A 21596-nucleotide genomic window follows, 5' to 3' on the forward strand; every position below is an offset into this window, starting at 1 on the left:
TCGGATGATCCGCCCTCTACTGCTGTGGAGCTAAGGAGAATTGAACTCCTGACCTCCTGCATGCCATGCAGGCGCTCTACCAACTGAGCTATAGCCCCAGGTCACATCCCGCCCGGTTTCCCCGGCGGCGACGCCAACTTTACACGGTCACCGGGGTCCAACACCAAATCGATTCCGCTGCGCCCGGTTCCGCCCGCATTGTCGCCCGGAGCGCACCGCGCACTCACGCGGTCACGAACGAATAGAAGCGTTTGAGCGTGCAGTGCTCATCGAGGAGCCGGCCGTAGATCGGTTCGCCCTCGAGTTCGCGGTACGTCTCGATCGGGTCGCCTTTTATGATCAGCGCCCGCGCGCACTCCTCGCACCAGTACTGGTAGTCGGAATTGACCGGCTCCATGTCCCGGACGATCGGTGTCCCTCTGCGGCACCAGTCGCACCGCCGCCTGTGTGCGCCCATCACTCAGCTCCGGTCGCGGCCGCGGGCCGTACACGCGAAGGGGGCGCCGCCGTCGCCGTGCGGGGCCGGGACGGGGTGCGCGCGACCGCGGGAAGGGCGGCGGAGCCGGGTCGAGGTCCGTCGTGTCGACACCGCGCCGAAGAGGTGGTCGACCTCCGCGTGGATGCTCGCAGGCATCAACTACTCCCTCCCGTAGGGCCGCGCCCCCTTCCGGTCGTTTGATTCTGCCACGGCCGGACCAGCACGGTCAGCGACGCCGGGATACCGTTCGGGACACGACCGGGCGCCTCGCAGGGATATACGCCCCCCGGAGCCCTCCCGCTCAACCGGGGGGAACGAAAGATCCCGCCCTCGTGGCGAGGACGGGATCTTCTTCGTGCGATCTGTGGAGCTAAGGAGAATTGAACTCCTGACCTCCTGCATGCCATGCAGGCGCTCTACCAACTGAGCTATAGCCCCGAGTGTTCTTCCCGCTCGGCGGGCGAACAAGAAGAACTTTAGCCTGCGACCTGCCGGAAAGTGAAATCCGGCCCCCCGGGCCGCGTCCGGGGCTCGGGGCGGGTCCTCAGTCGTCGTCGCCGAGCACCGGTTCCGGCAGGGTGCCGGCGTTGTGCTCGAGCAGCCGCCAGCCGAGGGCGCCCTCGCCGAGGACGGACCAGCAGCAGTTGGTGAGCCCGCCCAGGCTCTCCCAGCTGCGCGGGTCGAGGCCGATCAGCCGCCCGATGGTGGTGCGGATCGTGCCGCCGTGGCTGACCACCACGAGCGTGCCGCCGTCCGGGAGCTTGTCCGCGTGCCGGAGCACCACCGGAGCGGCGCGGTCGGCGACCTCGGTCTCCAGTTCACCGCCGCCCCTGCGCACCGGCTCGCCGCGCTTCCAGGCGGTGTACTCGTCGCCGTACCTGGCGATGATCTCGTCGTGCGTCAGGCCCTGCCAGACGCCCGCGTAGGTCTCCCGCAGGGCCTCGTCGTGGACCGGCCGCAGACCGGTGAGGGCGGCGAGTTCCGCGGCGGTGTCGGCGGCCCTCCGCAGGTCGGAGGCGATGATCGCGTCGGGCTCCAGGCCGGCGAGGAGGCGGGCGGCCCGGCGCGCCTGGGCGACCCCGGTCCCGGTCAGCTCCACGTCCGTGCTGCCCTGGAAGCGGCGCTCCACGTTCCAGGAGGTCTGGCCGTGCCGCCACAGGATGACGCGGCGGCCCCGGCCCCCGCCGGGGCCGAACGTCTCGGCGGCGGGGCTCACCGCCACTCACCACCCGGCTCCGCGGTCTCCTCGGCCTCCTGCTGCCGGGCGTGCTCGGCGGCCTTGCCGCGGGTGGCCACGGCGTCCTCGGGCAGCTCCAGCTCGGGGCAGTCCTTCCACAGCCGCTCCAGGGCGTAGAAGACGCGCTCCTCGCTGTGCTGGACGTGGACGACGATGTCGACGTAGTCGAGCAGCACCCAGCGGGCCTCGCGGTCGCCCTCGCGGCGGACCGGCTTGGCGTCGAGCTCCTTGCTGAGCCGCTCCTCGATCTCGTCGACGATCGACTTGACCTGACGGTCGTTGGGCGCGGAGGCCAGCAGGAAGGCGTCGGTGATGGACAGCACGTCACTGACGTCGTAGGCGACGATGTCGTGCGCGAGCTTGTCGGCCGCGGCCTGGGCGGCGGTGGAGACGAGCTCGATGGAACGGTCGGTTGCGGTCACTACAAGGCTTTCGCTCGGCGGTCGTTTGGCTTCAAGGGTCTCACGGACCGCCGGGCGCGCCCCACGCGTCGCGGGGCGGGCCCGGCCGGGCGGTCCGCGGGGGCGCCCGGCCGGGTGTGGCGCGGTCCGGTCAGGTGCCCGGCTCGTAGTCCTGGCCCAGGACCACCGAGACCCTGGCGTTCCCGGAGACCTCGCCCTTGCCGACGGACCCGGCGGGCAGTCCCAGGGTCTTGGCGACCTCGGAGGCGTTCTCCTTGTCGGCGTCGTCCGCGTAGACGACCTCGGAGGCCGCGGCCGCGGTGGCCGTGCCGCCCTCCAGGAAGGTGAAGCCGCCGTTCAGGAGCACGACCCGGGCCTTCTCGGTGTGGTCCGCGACGCCGGTGGCGTTGCGCACGGAGACACTGACGGCGGCGTCCTTGTCGGGGCTCTTCGCGGTGCCGCCGAGCACCTTCTTGACCACGCCGTCGCTCGTCTCCGCGGTGAGCGTGCCGTCGTCCTGGACCGGCAGCAGCACGGTGCCGTGATCGCCGCCCTTGGCCAGGTCGGCGAGCCGGGCGAGGAAGGAGCCGAGGTCCTTGTCGGTCAGGGGCGGCTCGATGATCTGCCCCAGGGTCTGGACGGTGGTCGTCGCCGCGTCCGCGTCGGACGTCATCTTCCGCAGCACCCCGTGCACGACCTGCCCGAACCGCTCCAGCTGGGCGTCCTGCGTCTCGCCGGAGCCGCGGTGGGTGGCGTAGGCGACGGCCATCTTGCCGGAGAGGGTCTGGCTCTTCCCCTCCTTGACGAGAGGGGCCTCGCCCTTCTTCTTGGCGTCCGGGTCGGGCACGTCGGCGTCGGTGTCGATGTCGATGTTGCCGACCAGGTCGACGAGGTTCTGCAGATAGGGCGTGTCCAGCCGCCAGGTGCCCTCGATGTCGGTGCCGAGGGCCGTGTCGAGGGCCGTCCGGGTCCCGCCGGAGCCGTCGTCCTCGACCGACTTGGCGAGCGTGGTGGTGGTGCCGTCCTCGGCGGCGAGGGCCAGGGAGTTGGGCAGCAGGACGGTGGTGCCCCGCTTGGTGGTGGTGTTGTCGACGAGCAGCGCGGTGGCGGTGCCGCCGCCCTTGGTGTCGTGCAGGTGGACGACGAGGACGTCCCGCTTCTGGGCGCCCGCGGCCGTCGTGGTGCCCGTACCGGAGCCGGAGCCGGACAGGCCGGGGAGCTTCCCGGCGTACCAGAGGTAGCCGACGCCGCCGGCCATGACCAGGGAGAGGACCACGACCAGGGCGACGATCCGGCTGCGTGCGCGGCGTTTGGCCTCCTCGCGGCGCTCGGTGCGGTTCTCGGTGAACTGCAGCCAGTCGATGACGTCCTCGGAGTCGCCGTCCGGTTCCTCGACGAAGGCGAACTGCTCGGTGCGGTACTCCCGTTCGGGCTCCTCGGAGCCCTCGGCCGGCCGGTCGTGAGGGCCGTCGCGGCCCTCATCGCCGTCGGGGGCCTCACCGCCGTCGGGGCCGGTCCCGCCGTCGGGCGGGCCGGGCTGCTGCGGGATGTACGCGGTCTGCCCGGCGGTCCGGGGCTGCTGTCCGGTGCCGCCCTGCGCGGTCTGCCCGTAGGGATCGGCGTAGGAGTCGCCGTAGGGGTCGTACGGGGCGGCCGTCGCGCCGCCCCGGGGGGTGCCGTAGCCGTCCTGGGCCCCGTAGGGGTCGTAGGAGGGGGGCTGCTCCCCGGTCCCGGTCCCGTAGGGATCGTAGGGCTGCGAGGGCTGCTGCGAGCCGCCGGTGGCGTACGGGTCGTAGCCGTGACCGCCGTCGTAGCCCTGCGGGCCCTGTCCGTGTTCCTGCCTGTACGGGTCCTGCCCGTACGAGTCCTGCCCGTACGGGCCCTGCCGCCCCTGCTGCTGCCCGTACGGATCCTGCTGTCCCTGCTGCTGCCCGTACGGGTCCTGCCGCCCGTACGGGTCGTACGGCTGCTGCGGGTCCTGCTGGGCCGGTACCTGGGCGTCGGCCTGACGGTAGACGGGCCGGCCGTACTCGTCGTAGCCCACGGGCCCGTACGGGTCACCCCCTCCGTCGCCGTATCCCGCGTCGTATCGGTCGTTCACCGGTGCCCCTCTCGGCTCACTCGCCGCGGTACAGCTCACGCTTGGCGATGTAGCGCACGACCCCGTCCGGCACCAGGTACCAGACGGGATCTCCCTTGGCGACTCTCGCACGGCAGTCCGTCGAGGAGATGGCCAGGGCGGGGACCTCGACGAGCGAGACGCCCCCCTCGGGCAGGCCCGCGTCGGTCAGGTGGTGTCCGGGCCTGGTGACGCCGATGAAGTGCGCGAGGGAGAACAGTTCCTCGCTGTCCCGCCAGGTGAGGATCTGCGCGAGGGCGTCGGCTCCGGTGATGAAGAACAGGTCCGTGTCGGGGTTGAGCGCCCGCAGGTCGCGCAGGGTGTCCACGGTGTAGGTGGGGCCGCCGCGGTCGATGTCGATCCGGCTCACCGAGAACTGCGGGTTCTCGACGGTCGCGACGACCGTCATCAGGTAACGGTCCTCGGCCGCGGAGACCACCCGGTGGCTCTTCTGCCACGGCTGCCCGGTGGGGACGAAGACCACCTCGTCGAGGTGGAACCGCGCGGCGACCTCGCTGGCCGCCACCAGGTGCCCGTGGTGGATCGGGTCGAAGGTGCCGCCCATGACGCCCAGGCGGCGCTTGCCCGGCCGCGGCGGATCACTGTCCGGGCCGGCGGCCCGGCGCGGCACCGGACGGTGCCCGGCGCCACTCGCCGGCCGCCCGGCCGTACCCTCGGCCCCCGCCCCGGTCGTGACCGCGGGCCCGGTCGGTTCCCCGGCCGTGCCCTCCGCCGGACCGGTGGGCATGTCCTGCTCTTCCATGCGTGCAGACCCTACCGGCCCTCCCCGGACGCTCCGGCCGCCAGGTGTGCCCTTCGGCCACGCCCGAACGGGAACCGGGGCGGGCGGGGTACTACCGGTCGCGGTTGAAGCGGGTCGTGATCCACAGCAGGAGCAGCAGCCCGGCCAGGACGCAGGCGCCGACCAGGTAGGGGTTGAGGCTCTCGTGGTTGCCACCGTGCTCTCCGCCCTCGGCGGCGAGGGTGACCAACTGGGCAGCGGCGCTGTGGAAGCTCATCTTCGGCAGTACCTATCGCGTGTGGGCGGGACAAGGACGTCGGCTCATCGTATGCGGGCGCCTTCGCGCCGATCACTCCGACTCCGCCGTTGCGGACCCCGGTCGCCGTTCCGGTCCCTTTCCGGCGTCCTCCCGGCGGCTCCCCCCGCACCTCTCCCGCACCTCCCGCACGCCCGCCCGGGAGACCGGCGGGTCACGCAACCATCCCGCGGTCCTGATCGTCCTTCCCGGGGAGCCGGGCGGCTCGGGACGGTCTCCGCGCGCGTCCCCGGCCGCGTCGCTCCTCCGCTCCACCGGTCTGCCGGTCCGTGCCTTCTCCACCTAGGCTGGGCCCCGTCCCGGGGCGGTCGAAGGGCCGGACGGGGGACCGCCGAGGGACGGCACCGGCAACCGCGAAGGTCACACAGACGCACCTGGGGGACACATGTCCGACGGCCATCAGCACAACGGGAACGAGAAGGTGCCGAGCAGGCAGCGCAGGCGTTTCCCCGGAATCTCCTCCCGTGCGTACGAACACCCCGCCGACCGCTCCGCCCTGGTGGCGCTGCGCAAGCTGACCGGTTTCGACACGGTCTTCAAGGCGCTGAGCGGCCTGCTGCCCGAGCGCAGCCTGCGGCTGCTCTTCCTGTCCGACTCGGTGCGCGTCTCGGACCGGCAGTTCGCGCACCTCAACGTCATGCTGCGGGACGCCTGCTACATCCTGGACCTGGAGAAGGTCCCGCCGATGTACGTGACCCAGGACCCGAAGCCGAACGCGATGTGCATCGGCCTGGACGAGCCGATCATCGTGGTCACCACCGGGCTCGTCGAGCTGCTCGACGAGGAGGAGATGCGGGCCGTCGTCGGGCACGAGGTCGGGCACGCGCTGTCCGGGCACTCGGTGTACCGGACCATCCTGCTGTTCCTGACGTCCCTCGCGGTGCGGGTGGCCTGGATCCCGCTGGGCAACGTCGCGATCATGGCGATCGTGACGGCGCTGCGCGAGTGGTTCCGCAAGTCGGAGCTGTCCGCGGACCGTGCGGGGCTGCTGGTGGGCCAGGACCTGCAGGCCTCGATGCGCGGCCTGATGAAGATCGCCGGCGGCAACCACCTGCACGAGATGAACGTCGACGCGTTCCTGGAGCAGGCCGAGGAGTACGAGGCCGGGGGCGACCTGCGCGACTCCGTGCTGAAGATCCTCAACGTGCTGCCCCGCTCCCACCCGTTCACCGCCGTCCGGGCCGCCGAGCTGAAGAAGTGGGCGGAGACCCGCGAGTACCAGCGGGTCATGGACGGCCACTACCCGCGGCGCGACGAGGACAAGGACGCCTCGGTGCGGGACTCCTGGCGCGACTCGGCGAGCAGCTACGCCGGTGACGTGAAGAACTCCAAGGACCCGCTGATGAAGCTGGTCAGCGACATCGCGGGCGGTGCCGGGGACCTGGGCGACCGGGTCCGCCGCGGCTTCGGCGGCTTCACGTCCTCGGGGCCGAGGCCCGCGCAGGGGCCGGACGGGCCCCGGGAGCCGGGTGCGTCGCCGGACCCGGACGGCGGGGACGGCCGGCCGCCGCGCGACGGCGCCTGAGGCGCGGACGTCACACCTTGGGCTGTGCGGCGGCCGCCAGCGAGCCGCACAGGGCCGGGGCGCCGTCCGGGGCGTACGGGTCGGTGCCGGCGGGGCCGCCCTCCCCGGCCGTGCCGCCCGCCAGCAGGGGGCGCAGACGGCTCGCGGAGTCCTCGGCGCAGGACAGCGGGCCGGCCTGGACGTGCGAGACGACGAGCCGCGCCTGGTGCATGCGCAGGTTCTCGCGGTCGAAGCGGAAGTGCAGTTCGCGCCGGACGGTGAACAGCGACACCCGGGCCCCCGGGTCCGCACCGGCCGGCCGCAGCGCGTACACCGAGGTGTGGTCCGCGGTGACCTCGAGGGTGCCGGGGTCGGCCTCGGACGCCCGCAGGGTGCCCTGGACGCGGATCCTGCGGTCGGCCAGCTCCGTGCGGGCGGGGTCGAAGCGGACGAGCCATCCGGTGGGCGCGTGCCGCCCGTCCGGGGCCGGCCGGGCGAAGCTCCGGTCGAACTGCTCCTGCTGGCCGACGCCGAGCAGGATGCGGACGGAGCGGGTCTCCCCGCCGGTGAGCACCTCGGGGTCGAGGGCGGACCGGACGATGTAGTCCTTCGCGGTGAGCAGCGCCGTCACGACCTGCCCGTCCGAGAAGTGCGCGGTGCGCCGGGACGCCGGGAGCGTCACTCCCTCGGCCCCGATGCGGAACTGCGCCGCCGGACTGCGGTCGTACAGCCGTTCGGAGTCGGGGAGGCCGGGCACCTCGCCCCGGGGGGCGAGCGGGATCACGGTCATGCGCAGCGGCTCGGCGGCCACCCCGGTGCCGGGCGTCCGGGAGGGGTGCCGTACGCCCATGTAGAGCGCGGTGCCGAAGGCCAGGGCGATCAGCACCACGAGGACCAGCACCTGCCGGGACAGGCCCCGGTGACGGGGCGGGCGGCGGCGTACGGCGGGGGCGTGGTCGGTGAGGCGCTCCCGGGCGGAGAACTCCTGGAGGCGGGCAGCCCGGACGAAGGTCTCGTCGAAGACGACGGACCGGTACTCGTCCTCGCCACCTCCGGGAGCGCCCTCGGGTGTCCCTCCGGGTGGGTCCTCGGGCCCTGCCATATCTTCAGAGTAGGTCGCGGGGCGCGCGCGTAAACGCCGTGGCGTGCGCCAAGTGGCGGTGGTCCTCCGCCCGCGGGCCTCAGGGGCTGCCCGGGAGCACCGGGACGTCCGGTCCGGAGTAGTCGGCGGAGGCGGACGGAGCCGCGCCGCCGCCCTGTTCCGGACCGGTCGAGGCGGGCGACGGCACCGGGTCCTGCCGGCTGCCGGCGGAGGACCCCCGGTAGACCGCCGAGAAGGCGAGGGCGACCATGCCGACGCCCATCACCAGGGCGAGCATCCAGGCGACCGGGCGGTGCCAGCGGACCTGCCTGCCGTACGGCCCGGGACGGCCGTGGTCGTCCTCCGGGCCGTCGGGGTCGTCGTCCCAGCCGGTGACGTCGTCGTCCCGGTGGCGGCGGCCGTGCCCGTCGTACCGGTCGGTCGTCGGGCGGGTGCGGCGGGCCTCGGCCTCGGACGCCTCGGCTCTGGCCCGGGCGGCGGCGAGGAGGCGTTCGACGGCGCTCGGTTCGTGGATCGCGGCCGCGCCGACGAAGGCCTCGTCGAAGACCACGGAGGCGAACTCTTCGTCCGACACTCCGCGGTCGTGGTCGTCGTCGGGCTCCCCGCCGTCAGGGAACGGCGTGCCCCCCACGTCCTCCGGCACCCCTCCAGAGTAGACCGGAAGGGGCATTGTGGGCAGACGGTACGCACATTCGTCCGCCGGCCCGCGGCGCGGGCCGGCGGCGCGGGTCAGCGGCGGACGTGCCCGTCGCCGGTCACGATGTACTTGGTGCTGGTGAGCTCCGGCAGGCCCATCGGGCCCCGGGCGTGCAGCTTCTGCGTGGAGATGCCGATCTCCGCGCCGAAGCCGAACTGGCCGCCGTCGGTGAACCGGGTGGAGGCGTTGACGGCGACGGTGGTGGAATCCACCAACTGGGTGAAGCGGCGGGCCGCCTGCTGCGAGGAGGTGACGATGGCCTCGGTGTGGCCGGAGGTCCACAGCCGGATGTGCTCCACGGCCCGGTCGAGCGAGTCGACGACGGCGGCGGCGATGTCGTGGGAGAGGTACTCGGTCTCCCAGTCCTCCGTGGTGGCCTCGACGACGGTGGCGCGGGAGTCCTTGGCGTACGCCATCACGCGCTCGTCGGCGTGCACGGTCACCCCGGCGTCGGCCAGGGCGTCCAGGGCGCGCGGCAGGAAGACGGGGGCGATGTCCTGGTGGACCAGGAGGGTCTCGGCGGCGTTGCAGACGCCGACCCGCTGGGCTTTGGAGTTGACCAGGATCTCCACGGCGGTGTCGAGGTCGGCGTCGGCGTCGACGTAGACGTGGCAGTTGCCGGTGCCGGTCTCGATGACCGGGACGGCCGACTCCCGGACCACCGTGTTGATCAGGGAGGCGCCGCCGCGCGGGATGAGGACGTCGACCAGGCCGCGGGCGCGCATCAGCTCGTGCACGCTCTCGCGTCCCTCGCCGGGCACCAGCTGCACGGCGTCGGCGGGCAGCCCGGCGCCGCCCACGGCGTCGCGCAGCACCCGGACCAGCGCGGTGTTCGACCGGTACGCGGAGGACGAGCCGCGCAGCAGGACCGCGTTGCCGGCCTTGAGGCACAGGGCGGCGGCGTCGACCGTGACGTTGGGGCGGCCCTCGTAGATGATCCCGACGACGCCGAGCGGCACCCGGACCTGCCGCAGGTCGATGCCGTTGGGCAGGGTGGAGCCGCGGACGACCTCGCCGACCGGGTCGGGCAGCGCGGCCACGTCCCGCACGTCGGAGGCGATCGCGCGCACCCGCTCCGGGGTGAGGGTGAGCCGGTCGATCATTCCCTCGCCGATGCCCGCCTCACGGGCCTTGGCGACGTCCTGGGCGTTGGCTTCGACGATCTCGCCCGCCCGGACCTCCAGCGCGTCCGCGATGGCGAGCAGCGCGTCGTCCTTCGCCGCGCGGGGCAGCGGCGCGAGGGTGGCGGCGGCCCCCTTGGCCCGGTAGGCGGCCTGGTCGACCGGGGACATCGAGTCGTACGGCGAAAGCGTGGTCATGGGGGAAGGGTAGTGCGGCCGGAGGGTCCCGCGACCTGTGTCCCGAACCCCGAGACGCCCGAATCCCGAGACATCCGGGGCCGCGGCGGCCGGCGCGGCGGGCCGGGTCGCGCCCGGAGGCGCCGGACCGGTCTTCCGGGTCAGAAGGGGTGCACCCCCACCGGCGTCGCCGGCGCGGGGCCGTAGCCCGCGGCGATGCGCTGGTGGTAGGTGGCCCGGTCGATGACCTCCAGGCCGACGATCTCCCAGGGCGGCAGACCCGCGGTCTGCCGGTGCTCGCCCCACAGCCGCAGCGCCACGGCGGCGGCGTCGTGCAGGTCGCGGGCCTCCTCCCAGTAGCGGATCTCCGCGTGGTCCTCGGCGTACCGGCTGGTCAGCAGGAAGGGGTGGTCGTGGGCGAGCTGCTCCAGGGCGCGGCGGACCTCGGCGATCGGCGCCCGGCCGCCGGAGACGCTGAGGGTGACGTGCCACAGGCGCGGGAGGTCCCCGGAGTCACCGCTGCGGAACCGGTCGCCCGCCGCGACGCTGGTCAGTGCGCGTTCCTCGCCGGCCGCGCGGGAGCCGGCACCACCGCGGGACGCCGTCGTCCCAGGGCGCACTCGTCTCACGACGGCCTCCTTCACGCACGGGCCGGCCCCGGGGCCGGGCAGATGTGTTCCCTGGAACAAAGTGGAGCAGGCCGCCGGGCGCCGCGGGGCGGTTTTGCGGAACGTCCACCACGGGGGGCGCGCGATCCGGCACATTTACGGATGCAGGACCACCAGATCGTCCCTGTGTACGACCTCGCGTTCGTACTCGGGGCCGAGGTCGCGGGCGAGGTCGTGGGTGGAGCGGCCGATCAGCCGGGGGATCTCCCGGGCGTCGAAGTTGACCAGGCCGCGGGCCACCGGCCGCCCCGCGCGGTCCCGCAGCTCGACCGGGTCGCCCGCGCTGAACTCGCCCTCGACGCCCGCGATCCCGGCCGGCAGCAGGGACTTGCGGCGCTCGACGACCGCGCGCACCGCGCCGTCGTCGAGGGTGAGCGAGCCCTGCGGGGTGGAGGCGTGCTGGAGCCACAGCAGCCGGTCGGCGGAGCGCCGGCCGGTGGGGTGGAAGTAGGTGCCGGTGTCCGCGCCGGCGAGGGCGTCACCCGCGTGGATCGCGCTGGTCAGGACGACCGGGATGCCCGCGGCGGCGGCGATCGAGGCGGCCTCGATCTTGGTGACCATGCCGCCGGTGCCGACGCCGGCCTTCCCCGCGCTGCCGATCTCGACGTGGGCGAGGTCCTCCGGGCCCCGCACCAGCGAGATCCGCGAGGTGCCGGGCCGGGCGGGGTCACCGTCGTACACGCCGTCCACGTCGGACAGCAGGACCAGCAGGTCGGCGTGGACCAGGTGGGCGACGAGGGCGGCGAGCCGGTCGTTGTCGCCGAAGCGGATCTCGTCGGTGGCGACGGTGTCGTTCTCGTTGACGACCGGGAAGGCGCCCATCGCCAGCAGCTTGTCGAGGGTGCGGGAGGCGTTGCGGTGGTGGGCGCGGCGGCTCATGTCGTCGGAGGTGAGCAGGATCTGGCCGGCGCGGACGCCGTAGCGGGCGAAGGACGCGGTGTAACGGGCCATCAGCAGCCCCTGGCCGACGCTGGCGGCGGCCTGTTGGCGGGCGAGGTCGCGCGGTCGCCGGGTGAGGCCCAGGGGGGCGAGTCCGGCGGCGATGGCGCCGGAGGAGACGAGGACGAGTTCGCGCTCTCCCCCGGACCGCACCTTGGCGAGCACGTCGACGAGGGCGTCGACCCGGTCGGCGTCCAGGCCCCCCGAGGCGGTCGTCAGCGACGAGGACCCGACCTTGACGACGATCCTGCGGGCCTCGCCCACGGCCTGCCTTGCCCCTGCCACCTGCTGCTCCGTCCCCTCGTGCGGTCCACGGGGGCGGCCCGGCGTCCCCACCGGCAATCTACGCGAAGCGGGGTGGGGGGCGCGCGTCCGTCCAGCCTCCGGACGCCCGCGCGTAACCGTGTCCTCACGGAGAGCTGATGTGAAAAAGCTTGCATTGGTTGCCTATAGAAATAAAAGCTTCCGGAAACATAGTGTGAACGGGTGTCACCCAACGCTTCTCGCACCCAACGCATCCTCCTCAGATCGGGGAAGAGCCCCTACGACGTCGTCCCGGTGGAGGAAGCCCTCCAGCGCGACGTGTTCGCCAGCAACGCGGGCAACCTGATCTTCAGCGATGCCGCGCACAAGATCCTTGAGACACCGCACACCACGGTGGTGTCCAACGGCATCCGTGCCGACGGCACCCCCGCGGGACGCATCAACGAGGAGTACGACGCCTTCGTCGTGCCGCTCGCCAACGCCTTCCGGCCGTCGTTCGAACCGAGCCTGCGGCGGCTGACGAAGCTGATCACCCAGCTGAAGATCCCGGTGGTCGTCGTCGGCATCGGCGCGCAGGCGGGTCTCGACTACGACCCGGCGCGGCTGAAGCCGATGGAGCCGGCGGTGCGCGAGTTCGTCTCCGCCGTGCTGGACCGCAGCGCCTCGATCGGCGTGCGCGGCGAGTTCACCGAGAAATACCTGAACGACCTCGGGTTCAAGGACGTCGACGTCATCGGCTGCCCCTCGCTGTTCATGTACGGCAAGGAACTCACCGTGCGCAAGCGGGCGCAGGAGCTCACCACCGACTCCCGCATCGCGATCAACGGTTCGCACAACGCCGTCCGCAACCAGGGCCTGGACCGGGTCATCACCCGCACCCACGCCCGCTACCCGAACCTGCGGTTCATCGGTCAGAACCTCTCCGACGCGCGGCAGTTGCACTGGCGGGACCTGTCCGACCCGAACGGGAAGGTCACCGGGATGCCGACGCACCCCGACCACCCGATGTACCGGGAGGGCAAGGTCCGCGTCTACATCGACCCGGTGACCTGGATCGACGACCTGCGGGACTTCGACTTCTCCTTCGGCTCCCGCATCCACGGCAACATCGCGGCGCTGCTGGCCGGTACGCCCGCGAACGTGCTGTGCTCGGACTCGCGCACGCTGGAGCTGTGCCGCTACTTCGAGATCCCGCACCACACCCTCGACCAGCTGCCCGAGGAGGTCGACCCGGCCCGGCTGTACGAGGAGACCGACCTCGGCGCGCTCACCGGCAACCACCACGAGCGGTTCGAGCGGTTCACCTCGTTCCTCGACCGCAACGGGCTGGACAACACGTTCACGCACGGCGACGGCGGCGCGGCGTACGAGGAGCGGCTGCGCTCGCTGGACTTCCCCGGCGGTGTCCGGCCGTGGATCGACACCGACCCGGCCTCGCTCATCGCGCGCTTCGGCTGGCTGCACACCCGGGTCGGTGAACTGGCCGCGGACAACGCCAAGCTGAAGAAGGAACTGGCCGGCGTCAAGGCGGCGGCCAAGAAGGCGTCCAAGGGCGGCACCGCCGGGAAGACCGCCGTGGTCGCCCCCGCGCCCCGCTCGGTGTACCGCAGGGCCCGCCGGGTCGTGGGCCGTCCCCTGCGCAAGGCCCTCAAGGGCGGACGCGGTTAGAGGACCGACGGAGGACATCGGGGTCCGGGGGGAGCGCACCGGAGGGACGGTCGGACCGGACGTGTGGGAGTCCTGCCGGGGGATCCCGGTGGGGAGTGCCTTCGCCGTCGTGCGGCCGGTGTGGGCCGTTCCGGGGGACCGCGCCCGGCGGAACGCCGTGGGGGGCCCGGGAACGTGTCCCGGGCCCCCCACGGTCCGTGGCGCGGCGGGCCGAACGGCCCGGGCCCGGCCGGAGGGCTGTGTGGCGGGAGGAGACGCCTCTCGTGCGAGGCAGGCCGCGTTCCCCCGCACATCGCGGACACGTGCGTGTCGTCCGGACGTCGGCACGCGTTAACCCGGGCGTCCGTCTCCGCGACGCACCCTGGAGTGACCGCGTGCCCCTGCCCCTGTCCCGCACCGGCCGGCCGTCCCGGTCCGGCCGGCCGTCCCGACCCCGTCGCCGGCTCACGGCCGGCGTCGGCCGGCGCCGTGCCTCGCCCCGTCCGCCCGGCCGCCCCCTCGTCGCCGGAGGGCTGACGGCGGCCGTCCTGGCCGCCGCCTTCGTGGCGCAGACCGCCGGGGCCCTGCTCCCGCACGTCCCGCTGCTGCTCGCCGCGACCGCCGTCTCCCTGGCGGCCGAGGGCGTGCTGGCCCGGTGGCAGCCCGGCGTGCTGGCGATGCTGGCCAAGTCCCACGCGGACCTCACCGTCCGTCACGTCCTGCGTGACCTGCTCCTGGTGGTGGGCCTGCTGCGGCTCGGGGAGCACGACCGGGAACCGCAGTTCGCCTGGCCGGTCGCCGGCCTGCTCGTCTTCTACGCGCTGCACTGCGCGGTCCAGGCGGTGTCCGTGCTGGTCCGCCGCACCCGCACGCTGCCGGTGCTGACCCGCAACATCGACGCCTCCGCGCTGCGACTGTCCCCCGCCCCGGCCGCGCTGCTGCGCCGCCCCGGCCGCCGGCTGCTGCTCCTGGGCCTGCCCACGACCGCCGGTCTGGCCGCCGCGGCGGCGACCCGGGAGGCCCTGCCCGCGGCGGCCGGGACCGCGGTGTCGGTGGTGCTCGCGGCGGCGGGCCTGGGCGTGCTCCTGGTGCGGCTGCTGCCCTCCCGGCGTCCGGCGGGCGAGCAGGAGGTGCTCGACTGGTTCGACCGCTGGCTGGCCGACTACCGGCCTACGGTCGGCCTGTACTTCTCCGGCGGGGCGTCCTCCGCCTACCAGGCCAACATGTGGCTGGAGACGATGAGCAGGCTCGACGGGCGGCCGGTCGTCATCCTGCGCGAACGGTTCATGGTGGCGAGGATCGCGGCGACCGACCTCCCCGTCGTGTGCCTGCCGAAGGTGTCCACCCTGATGCGGCTGGAGCACTCCACACTGCGGGTGCTCATCCACCCCTCGAACTCCGGCAAGACCTCGCAGGTGCTGCGCATCCCCACGATCAAGCACGCCTTCGTCAACCACGGGGAGAGCGACAAGCTGTCGTCCTGCAACCCGTACGCGAAGGCCTACGACGAGGTGTGGGTGGCCGGTCCCGAGGCGCGTGAGCGGTACGCGCGGGCGGGGGTCGGCGTCGAGGACAAGGACGTGGTGGAGATCGGCCGCCCCCAGCTGGACGCCGTGCGCCCCCGGTCGGGTCCGCCGGCCCCCGGCGCCCGGACCACCGTGCTGTACGCGCCGACCTGGGAGGGCTGGGACGGCAACCCGGGCAACACCTCGGTGGTCGCGGCCGGGGAGAACCTCGTCCGGGCGCTGCTCGCGGACCCGGGCGTGCGGCTGCTGTACAAGCCGCACCCGCTGACGGGTTCGGTGGAGCCCGCGGCGGGCGCCGCCGACCGGCGCATCCGGGAGCTGATCCGGGCGGCGAACCGGGAACGGCCCGCCGCGCCCCCGGAATCCGCGGCGGAACGGGACCGGCTCGCGGCGGAGCTGGACCGGCTCACCACGGAACTGGACCGGCTCACGGCGGCCGGGGTCCGGGAGGGCGCCGACCAGGCGGAGCGGATGCTGGTCCAGTCCGCCCCGCCGCCCGGCCGGGCCGAGGCGGTGGCGAGGGCCACGGCGGCCTGGGAGGAGGCCTACTGGGCCTGCCTGCCCCAGGACGAGCACCGGGTCGTCACGGGCGTGCGGCCCGCCCTGTACTCCTGCTTCAACGCCGCCGACCTGCTGATCAGCGACGTGTCCAGCGTCATCAGCGACTTCCTGGCCGGCGGCAAGCCGTACGCGGTGGTGAACACCGGCGGGACGGCCGAGGACGCCTTCCGCGCCGCGTTCCCGACGGTGGCGGCGGCGACCGTGCTGACCCCGGACGCGAGCGGGGTGCCGGCGCTGCTGGAGGCGGTCCGGCACCCGGAGAAGGACGGGCTGGCGGACGCCCGCGCGGAGTTGAGGCTGCGCCTCCTGGGTCCCGACGAGCCGACGTCCCTGGAGCGCTGCAACGCGGCCCTGCGCGCCCTGTCCGCCGCGGCCCCGGACCACGGGGAGCGCGGCGACCGGGCCGGGGCGCGGCACCCGCGGTCCCGGCGGCTCGCGGAGGACCTGCTGCCGCCTCCGCGCCGTGCCTCCGGCACCGGCGCGGGGGCCGAGGCCGGTGCGGCGGACTCCGTCACGCCGCCGTCGCGGCCCGGGCCTCCGGTGTGACCTTCTTCGCGGAGGTCAGCAGGCGGCGGGCCCTGCGGGCGGCACGGCGCAGGACGGTGGGCGTGCCGCCCTCGCGGTAGCCGGGGAAGGCGCGGGCCTCGCGGGGCTCGGCGAGGTAGACGGTGTCGGGGATCCCCGCCGCCCGGTCGCGGAAGTGGGGATACACGAGGTAGAGGCGGCGGCCCCGCCGTTCCAGCAGGGCCGGCGCCTGCTTCTTCGACGCCGTGAACCTCACCGCGTCGAGGAGGAGTCCGAGCCGCTGTCCGGCCACCAGGTGCAGTCTCAGCCGTTCCTCGACCTTCAGGTGCCGGGCGACGCCCTCGGTCCAGTGGGCGTCCGTCAGCGGCTTCGCCAGTTCCAGCTTGTGGCGCCGCACCCGGTCGTCGTCCTTGAGGAACCTGGGGCCGAACTGCGGGAGCAGGGTGATGGCGAAGGGGCGCACCATCAGCCGGTCGCGCCGGGGGCCCTCGGGGACGAGGTCGGCGATCAGGTCCATCAGGAGGCGGGCGGAGTCGAACCGCAGGACGTAGCTCCCGCTCTTGGTCACGTGCTTGCCGTCGTCGCGGCCCACCAGGTAGTAGCAGGTGTGGTCGGCGACCACGGAGACGCCGTTCGCCCTGAGGTACGCCTCCATGGTGAACAGCGCGTCCTCGCCGGTGTAGAGCGACTCGTCGAAACGTAAGCCGTGCCGTTCCAGCAGGGCGCGGCGGAACAGCTTCTGCGCGCTGAGCGTGTACATGATGTTGGAGGAGTGCACGTCGGTGCGCTCCACCGTGTGGCCGAACATCGACTTCGGGGCGCCCCGGTCGACGCCCTCGATCCGCCCCAGGACGACGTCGGTGCCGGCCCGGTCCGCCATGGCGACCATCCGTTCCAGGGCCTCGGGGCCCAGCCGGTCGTCGGCGTCCAGGAAGAAGACGTACCGTCCGCGGGCCTTGTCCAGGCCGACGTTGCGCGGGCCGCTGGGGCCGCCCGAGTTCTCCTGCCGGATCACGGTGACGCGCGGGGAGGCGCGCTTCGCGAACTCCTCCAGGTACTCCCCCGTGCCGTCCGTCGAACCGTCGTCGACGGCGATGACCTCGACGCGCTCCGGGCCGATGGTCTGCGCCTCCACGGAGGCGAGGCACTCGACCAGGTACGGCATCGCTTCGTACGCCCCGATGACCACGGTGACGTCAGGCTGCGCCACGGTCACGTTCCCCCCTCGTTGTGGGATTTTTCCCCTTGTATCGCCTCATCCGCTGCTTGGTTAGACGGAGGCCGGGGACGGAAGGTTGCTTCACACCTCCCCTCAAGTGACTTATGACACAAGGGTGTTGGAAAACAGCCGGCCCCGGCCCCGTGTCGTGCCGGGACGGCAGCCGGTCAGTTCGCCGCGGTGCCGTCCGTCTCGCCGGTCACCGACGCCGCCTGCGGGGGCAGCGCGTCCGCCGGCTCCACGTCCGGACCGCCGACCACGGTCCGGGACTCCTGGCCGAGGTTGCGCGTCTCGGCCTTCCGGGCGAGCTGGGCGACCGCCGCGTTGAACTGCTCGAGGGACGTCGGCTCGTCCGGGCCCAGCAGGTAGTGCTTGAGCTCGTCCCGCTCCCCGGCCAGCGGATCGGCCTGCGGGTCGCGGACCGCGTCGAGCAGCTCGGTCAGCGCGGCCGCGTCGTTGGACAGGATCACCGCGGCGCGCACCGCCGTGTTCTGCCGCTTGAACTCCTCCGCCCCCAGTCCGGCGGAGTCGGTGACCGCGTACGGCTTGCCGCTGGCGATGAAGTCGGAGACGACGCTGGAGATGTCGGAGACCATCGCGTCGGACACGTTGAAGCAGTCGTACAGGCGCGGCTGGGCCCCCGTGATGACGCGGTGCTCCCAGTCGGGGAAGGAGTTCCAGTACGCGGTGTTCCACGCGTCGCGCAGCCGGGCGGTCTCCTCGTACCGGGCCACGTCGATCACGCCGTCGCGGCTGGCCTCGGCCTCGTCGCCCCTGTCGCCGCCGCCGGCCAGTTCGGCCAGCCGGGCCTCGACCCGGGCCAGCTCGGCCCGCGCCCGGTCCCGCGCCGCCGCGTCGGCGGTGAAGCGGGGGTCGGCGGCGCGCTCGGCGGCGGCCTGCTCGATCAGCTCGGTGATCCGCTGGTGGGCGGCCTTGGCCTGCGCGCTGCGGGTGCCGGTGAAGGGGTGCGGCTTGTAGAGGACGCGGACCGGGGGGTCGGCCGCGATCAGCCGCTTCACGATGTTCTCGCCGGCCAGCAGCAGCGAGGTGTTGCCCGGGTTGTCGTCCCAGCCCTCCCAGGTGGGGGCGTACAGCACCGTCGGGCGGTGCCCCTCGGCCGCGTCCGCGGGCGCGGCCCGCCGGGGCTCGATGGGGGCCAGCTGCGGGCGGCCCACCTCGACGATGTCGTCGTCGCGGACGCCGACGTCGGCGATGGCGTAGCGGTCGCGGCCCGCGCGGCCGGCCGTCCACACCTCGTCGTAGACCTTGCTGAACGGGTTGACGCTGGCGAGCTTGTCGCTGTCACCGTGCCCGATGAAGACGTGCTTCATGGTCGGGACGCGCAGCAGGTGGATGTTCTTGCCGACGTTCGCCGCGTACAGCGCGACCCGCACCGTGGACAGGTCCAGGTTCATCAGGTGCACCCCTCCGGGCACGCAGACGACCGGGACCGTGGTGGGGGCCAGGTTGGCCAGGATGACCCGCTCGCGCAGGATGACCAGCGGCCGGGTGTCCAGCTGCTCCATGGTCTCCAGCCACATGTTGACCTGGTAGGCGGAGTCCCTGGAGCCGGAGAAGTACAGCACCGTCTCGGGCCGGTACTCGCGCAGCCAGTCGTCGACCGCCTCCAGGACCTGGTCGGCCTTCGGCGGTATCCGCCGGCCCCGCACGTAGGGGACCAGGGCCAGCACGTAGGCGGTGCCCAGGAGCACCGTGACGCCGATGCCGGCGAACCCGACGAGGGGCGAGTCGAGGGCCGCGGCGAGGAGTATGCCGCCGACCGCCACCAGGTCGAGGTGGAGCATCTTCTCCGCGGCCCGGTGCGTCAGCACGCGCGGCGGCGCGTCCGGGATCCGGATGCGGGACGCCAGGTCCACGTTGCGGGTGGCCACCGGCATGCGCCGGCGGTTGCGGATCAGCGTGGTCAGCGCGCCGTGCGGGGCCTGCAGGCCGTAGAACGCGATGAAGCAGGCGATCGCCCCGTAGTAGATCAGGTTGTCCGCGAGGGACAGCCGGGCCAGCAGCAGGATCAGCAGCAGCTGCCGGATCAGGAAGCGGATCGACAGGCCCGCCCGCACCTTGCTGAGGCGGTTGACCAGGTAGCTGCCCCTGCGGTGCAGATAGTGGTCCGCCAGGTACGTCACGGCGGCCGCCGCCGCGAAGGCGGGGACGCTCGGGACGAGCGCGGCCAGCATGAGGCAGGGGAAGCCCAGCAGCATGAGGACCGCCGCGGCCAGTTCGGCCGCGCTTCCCACCCGGGCGACGCGAATAGCGGTGGATATCAACGGAGAAACCTGCTCTTGGAGGGGTGAGTGCCGGTTTGTGCGTGTGCGCAATTCGTTGACGACGGATTCAGGCCCCCGCGAACACCCGCGCAGGAACTGCGTGAACGGGGGGCCGCAGAGGCCTGAATTGCCGGAGTCTATTTGCCGCTGATTATTACACGCCGTCCTGACGGTCCAGCACCGACGCCAGTGCCTGCTCGAAGCCGCTGGCGCGGGCCGCGCCCGCCGTCGGGTCCTGCTGGCGCACGTCGATGACGTGACCGGTGAGCTCGGAGAGCAGCACGTCCAGGGAGGTGCGGGCCACCGCCTCGGAGGACAGCAGGCTGCCCGCCGGTTCCTGGCCGAAGGCCTTGGTCCGCATGGGCGTGGCGGTGCGCTCCGGGTTGACGCAGTTGACGCGGACGCCCTCGCCGGCCCATTCGTCGGCCAGGGCCTGGGTGAGGTTCACCATGGCGGCCTTGGTCGAGGAGTAGAGGCTGTACTCGGCGCGTCCCCGGGTGTAGCTGCTGGAGGTGTAGAGCAGCAGCTGGCCCTTGGTCTCGGCGAGGTACTTGTACGCCGACCGGGCGATCTGCACGGGCGCCAGGTAGTTGACCTTCAGCGCCTCCTCGATAGTGGCGTTGTCGGTCTCGGCCAGCTTCCCGATGCGCAGTACGCCGGCCGTGTTGACGACGTAGTCGATGCGGCCCGTCTCGGCGTACGCCTTGGACAGCGCGTCGTCGACCTCCTCCGGGTTCTCCACGTGGGTGCCGGTGGTGGAGCGGCCGAGCGCGTACACCGTGGCGCCGTAGGACTCGGCGAGTTCGCAGATGTCCTTGCCGATGCCGTACGAGCCGCCGAAGACGACGACGGTCCTGCCGGTGAGCAGTTCGCGGTAGGCGGCCTCACCCATCTGCTCGGGGGTGGCCGTGGAGGCGAGCTGGAACAGCTTGTCGGCGATGAAGACGTCGACCGGCTGGGTGACCTTCATGTTGTACTCGTCGCCCGCGACGACGTGGATCGGCACGTCGGGCAGGTACTTGAGCACGACCGAGCAGTCGTCCGTGGCCTGGAAGTTGGGGTCGCCCGCGGCGACCTCGTAGGCCCGGCGGATCGTGGACAGCTTGAACGCCTGCGGGGTCTGGCCGCGGCGCAGCCGGGCGCGGTCCGGGATCTCGGTGATGAACTCGCCGTCGTCGCCGTGCGTCCGGGTGACGATGATGGTGTCGGCGGACGGGATGGCCACGTCGACGGCCTGGTAGCGCTCCAGGGCGTGCACGCAGTCGGCGATGACGCGCTGCGACAGCAGGGGGCGCACGGCGTCGTGGAAGAGGACGTTGCGGTCCTCGCCCTCGGCCAGGCCCTCGCCGAGCACCGAGATGGCCCGCTCGGTGGTCTCGTTCCGCGTCGCGCCCCCCTCGATGACCCGGGTGACCTTCTTGAACCCGGCCTTGGCGACGATCTTCTCGACGTCGGGCACGTAACCCGGCGCCATCAGCACGATGATGTCGTCGATCGAGTCGGCGTTCTCGAAGGTGGTCAGGGTGTGCTCGATGACTGCCTTGCCGGCGATCTTCAGCAGCTGCTTGGGGATCGAAAGACCCACCCGCTGACCGGTGCCGCCGGCCAGGATCACTGCGGTGGTACGGGGCTTGGCTATGTGCTGGGACACAGGTGACCTACCTTGGGGCATCAGGGAACTGCAAAATGGTCCCACTTGTGGTTACCGCAATGCAAGGTGAGCGCCCTTCGTCGCATATGTGCGCGCAACCTTTCATTCACCTTAGACCCCTGATGGCCCGGCGCCGGTTCCCGGGCGGCCCGAGTCGTCGCTGTGAGTAACCGCACAGGCGGGAGGCCCGTCCCCGGCCGTCGCCGCGTCGGCCCCGGCTCCTCCCGCGAGGCCCGGATCTTCACGGTCCGCGGGGCGGTACTGCACCTTTTCTTCATATTCGGGGTGCGGCAAAGGGGGAAGTGCCCGACAACAGGAAATTCATCTTGTCCGCCCGTCCTTTCGCGAAGAATTCCCCCATAAAGATTCGGCGGCTTTTCGGTCTCGGTGGGGAGAACGGGGGCGGGGCCCGGGACC

At 72.7% G+C, this 21596-nt stretch carries 17 protein-coding genes and 2 tRNA genes; 3 read left to right on the forward strand and 16 right to left on the reverse strand.

Annotation, left to right across the window (positions count from 1 at the left end; genetic code table 11):
- Positions 1–25 precede the first annotated feature (25 nt).
- The 8 genes from AOK18_RS14560 to AOK18_RS33335 all read right to left on the reverse strand — a co-directional run bounded on the left by AOK18_RS14560 (position 26) and on the right by AOK18_RS33335 (position 5254).
- A tRNA-Ala gene (locus tag AOK18_RS14560) sits at positions 26–98 on the reverse strand.
- 125 nt (positions 99–223) lie between these two features.
- Positions 224–457: a hypothetical protein gene (locus tag AOK18_RS14565; RefSeq protein ID WP_055573327.1), complete on the reverse strand. Its 234-nt coding sequence runs from the start codon at positions 455–457 to the stop codon at positions 224–226.
- 386 nt (positions 458–843) lie between these two features.
- A tRNA-Ala gene (locus tag AOK18_RS14570) sits at positions 844–916 on the reverse strand.
- 106 nt (positions 917–1022) lie between these two features.
- The gene (locus AOK18_RS14575; RefSeq protein ID WP_055573326.1) at positions 1023–1700 is read right to left on the reverse strand and encodes a histidine phosphatase family protein; all 678 of its coding nucleotides are present in this window, start codon (positions 1698–1700) and stop codon (positions 1023–1025) included.
- On the reverse strand, positions 1691–2137 hold the full coding sequence (gene rsfS / locus AOK18_RS14580; protein ID WP_055573325.1) for a ribosome silencing factor: 447 nt from the start codon (positions 2135–2137) through the stop codon (positions 1691–1693). Before rsfS ends, AOK18_RS14575 begins: the two co-directional genes overlap by 10 nt.
- Before the next feature lie 130 nt (positions 2138–2267).
- The gene (locus AOK18_RS14585; protein ID WP_055694631.1) at positions 2268–4217 is read right to left on the reverse strand and encodes an LCP family protein; all 1950 of its coding nucleotides are present in this window, start codon (positions 4215–4217) and stop codon (positions 2268–2270) included.
- A 16-nt stretch (positions 4218–4233) separates the two neighbouring features.
- Positions 4234–4998, reverse strand: coding sequence for a nicotinate-nucleotide adenylyltransferase (gene nadD / locus AOK18_RS14590; RefSeq protein WP_095534112.1), 765 nt, complete (start codon positions 4996–4998; stop codon positions 4234–4236).
- A 91-nt stretch (positions 4999–5089) separates the two neighbouring features.
- Positions 5090–5254 carry a hypothetical protein gene (locus AOK18_RS33335; protein ID WP_099048876.1) on the reverse strand — a complete coding sequence of 55 codons (165 nt, stop codon included), beginning with the start codon at positions 5252–5254 and terminating at the stop codon, positions 5090–5092.
- A 424-nt stretch (positions 5255–5678) separates the two neighbouring features.
- Between AOK18_RS33335 and AOK18_RS14595 the strand changes: the two genes are divergently transcribed.
- A complete protein-coding gene (locus AOK18_RS14595) occupies positions 5679–6818 on the forward strand; it encodes a M48 family metallopeptidase (protein WP_055694632.1) in 1140 nt (379 codons plus the stop codon).
- Between the two features lie 10 nt (positions 6819–6828).
- Here the strand turns inward: AOK18_RS14595 and AOK18_RS14600 are convergent, their stop codons facing one another.
- The 5 genes from AOK18_RS14600 to proB all read right to left on the reverse strand — a co-directional run bounded on the left by AOK18_RS14600 (position 6829) and on the right by proB (position 11765).
- Positions 6829–7899, reverse strand: coding sequence for an SCO2583 family membrane protein (locus tag AOK18_RS14600; protein WP_055694633.1), 1071 nt, complete (start codon positions 7897–7899; stop codon positions 6829–6831).
- Positions 7900–7978: 79 nt separating this feature from the next.
- Positions 7979–8542, reverse strand: coding sequence for an SCO2584 family spore wall biosynthesis protein (locus AOK18_RS14605; RefSeq protein ID WP_478078842.1), 564 nt, complete (start codon positions 8540–8542; stop codon positions 7979–7981).
- Between the two features lie 86 nt (positions 8543–8628).
- A complete protein-coding gene (locus AOK18_RS14610; protein ID WP_055570741.1) occupies positions 8629–9915 on the reverse strand; it encodes a glutamate-5-semialdehyde dehydrogenase in 1287 nt (428 codons plus the stop codon).
- A 140-nt stretch (positions 9916–10055) separates the two neighbouring features.
- Positions 10056–10514, reverse strand: coding sequence for a hypothetical protein (locus tag AOK18_RS14615; protein ID WP_055570740.1), 459 nt, complete (start codon positions 10512–10514; stop codon positions 10056–10058).
- A gap of 144 nt (positions 10515–10658) precedes the next feature.
- Complete coding sequence (gene proB / locus AOK18_RS14620; RefSeq protein ID WP_055694635.1) at positions 10659–11765, reverse strand: glutamate 5-kinase; 1107 nt, start codon at positions 11763–11765, stop codon at positions 10659–10661.
- Between the two features lie 222 nt (positions 11766–11987).
- Here proB and AOK18_RS14625 point away from each other — a divergent pair, with 222 nt between their 5' ends.
- Positions 11988–13433, forward strand: a complete 1446-nt coding sequence (locus AOK18_RS14625) for a polysaccharide pyruvyl transferase family protein (protein WP_055570738.1) — start codon at positions 11988–11990, stop codon at positions 13431–13433.
- Positions 13434–13945: 512 nt separating this feature from the next.
- The gene (locus AOK18_RS14630; protein WP_079105022.1) at positions 13946–16045 is read left to right on the forward strand and encodes a hypothetical protein; all 2100 of its coding nucleotides are present in this window, start codon (positions 13946–13948) and stop codon (positions 16043–16045) included.
- Here AOK18_RS14630 and AOK18_RS14635 read toward each other — a convergent pair.
- The 3 genes from AOK18_RS14635 to AOK18_RS14645 form a co-directional block, all read right to left on the reverse strand.
- Positions 16011–17240, reverse strand: a complete 1230-nt coding sequence (locus AOK18_RS14635; protein WP_055694636.1) for a glycosyltransferase family 2 protein — start codon at positions 17238–17240, stop codon at positions 16011–16013. The two genes, AOK18_RS14630 and AOK18_RS14635, sit on opposite strands and share 35 nt — an antisense overlap.
- Positions 17241–17410: 170 nt before the next feature.
- A complete protein-coding gene (locus tag AOK18_RS14640; protein ID WP_055694637.1) occupies positions 17411–19498 on the reverse strand; it encodes a hypothetical protein in 2088 nt (695 codons plus the stop codon).
- A gap of 184 nt (positions 19499–19682) precedes the next feature.
- Positions 19683–21179, reverse strand: a complete 1497-nt coding sequence (locus AOK18_RS14645; RefSeq protein WP_055570735.1) for a bifunctional cytidylyltransferase/SDR family oxidoreductase — start codon at positions 21177–21179, stop codon at positions 19683–19685.
- Positions 21180–21596 lie beyond the last annotated feature (417 nt).

Source organism: Streptomyces prasinopilosus, from assembly GCF_001419695.1.
GTDB lineage: Bacteria > Actinomycetota > Actinomycetes > Streptomycetales > Streptomycetaceae > Streptomyces > Streptomyces prasinopilosus.

What these genes read in the sequence shown, in the direction of transcription:
- AOK18_RS14565 (WP_055573327.1), bottom strand. Translation starts at nt 457, where the DNA reads ATGGGCGCACACAGGCGGCGGTGCGACTGGTGCCGCAGAGGGACACCG.
- nadD (WP_095534112.1), bottom strand. Translation starts at nt 4,998, where the DNA reads ATGGAAGAGCAGGACATGCCCACCGGTCCGGCGGAGGGCACGGCCGGG.
- AOK18_RS33335 (WP_099048876.1), bottom strand. Translation starts at nt 5,254, where the DNA reads ATGAGCTTCCACAGCGCCGCTGCCCAGTTGGTCACCCTCGCCGCCGAG.
- AOK18_RS14595 (WP_055694632.1), top strand. Translation starts at nt 5,679, where the DNA reads ATGTCCGACGGCCATCAGCACAACGGGAACGAGAAGGTGCCGAGCAGG.
- AOK18_RS14600 (WP_055694633.1), bottom strand. Translation starts at nt 7,899, where the DNA reads ATGGCAGGGCCCGAGGACCCACCCGGAGGGACACCCGAGGGCGCTCCC.
- AOK18_RS14610 (WP_055570741.1), bottom strand. Translation starts at nt 9,915, where the DNA reads ATGACCACGCTTTCGCCGTACGACTCGATGTCCCCGGTCGACCAGGCC.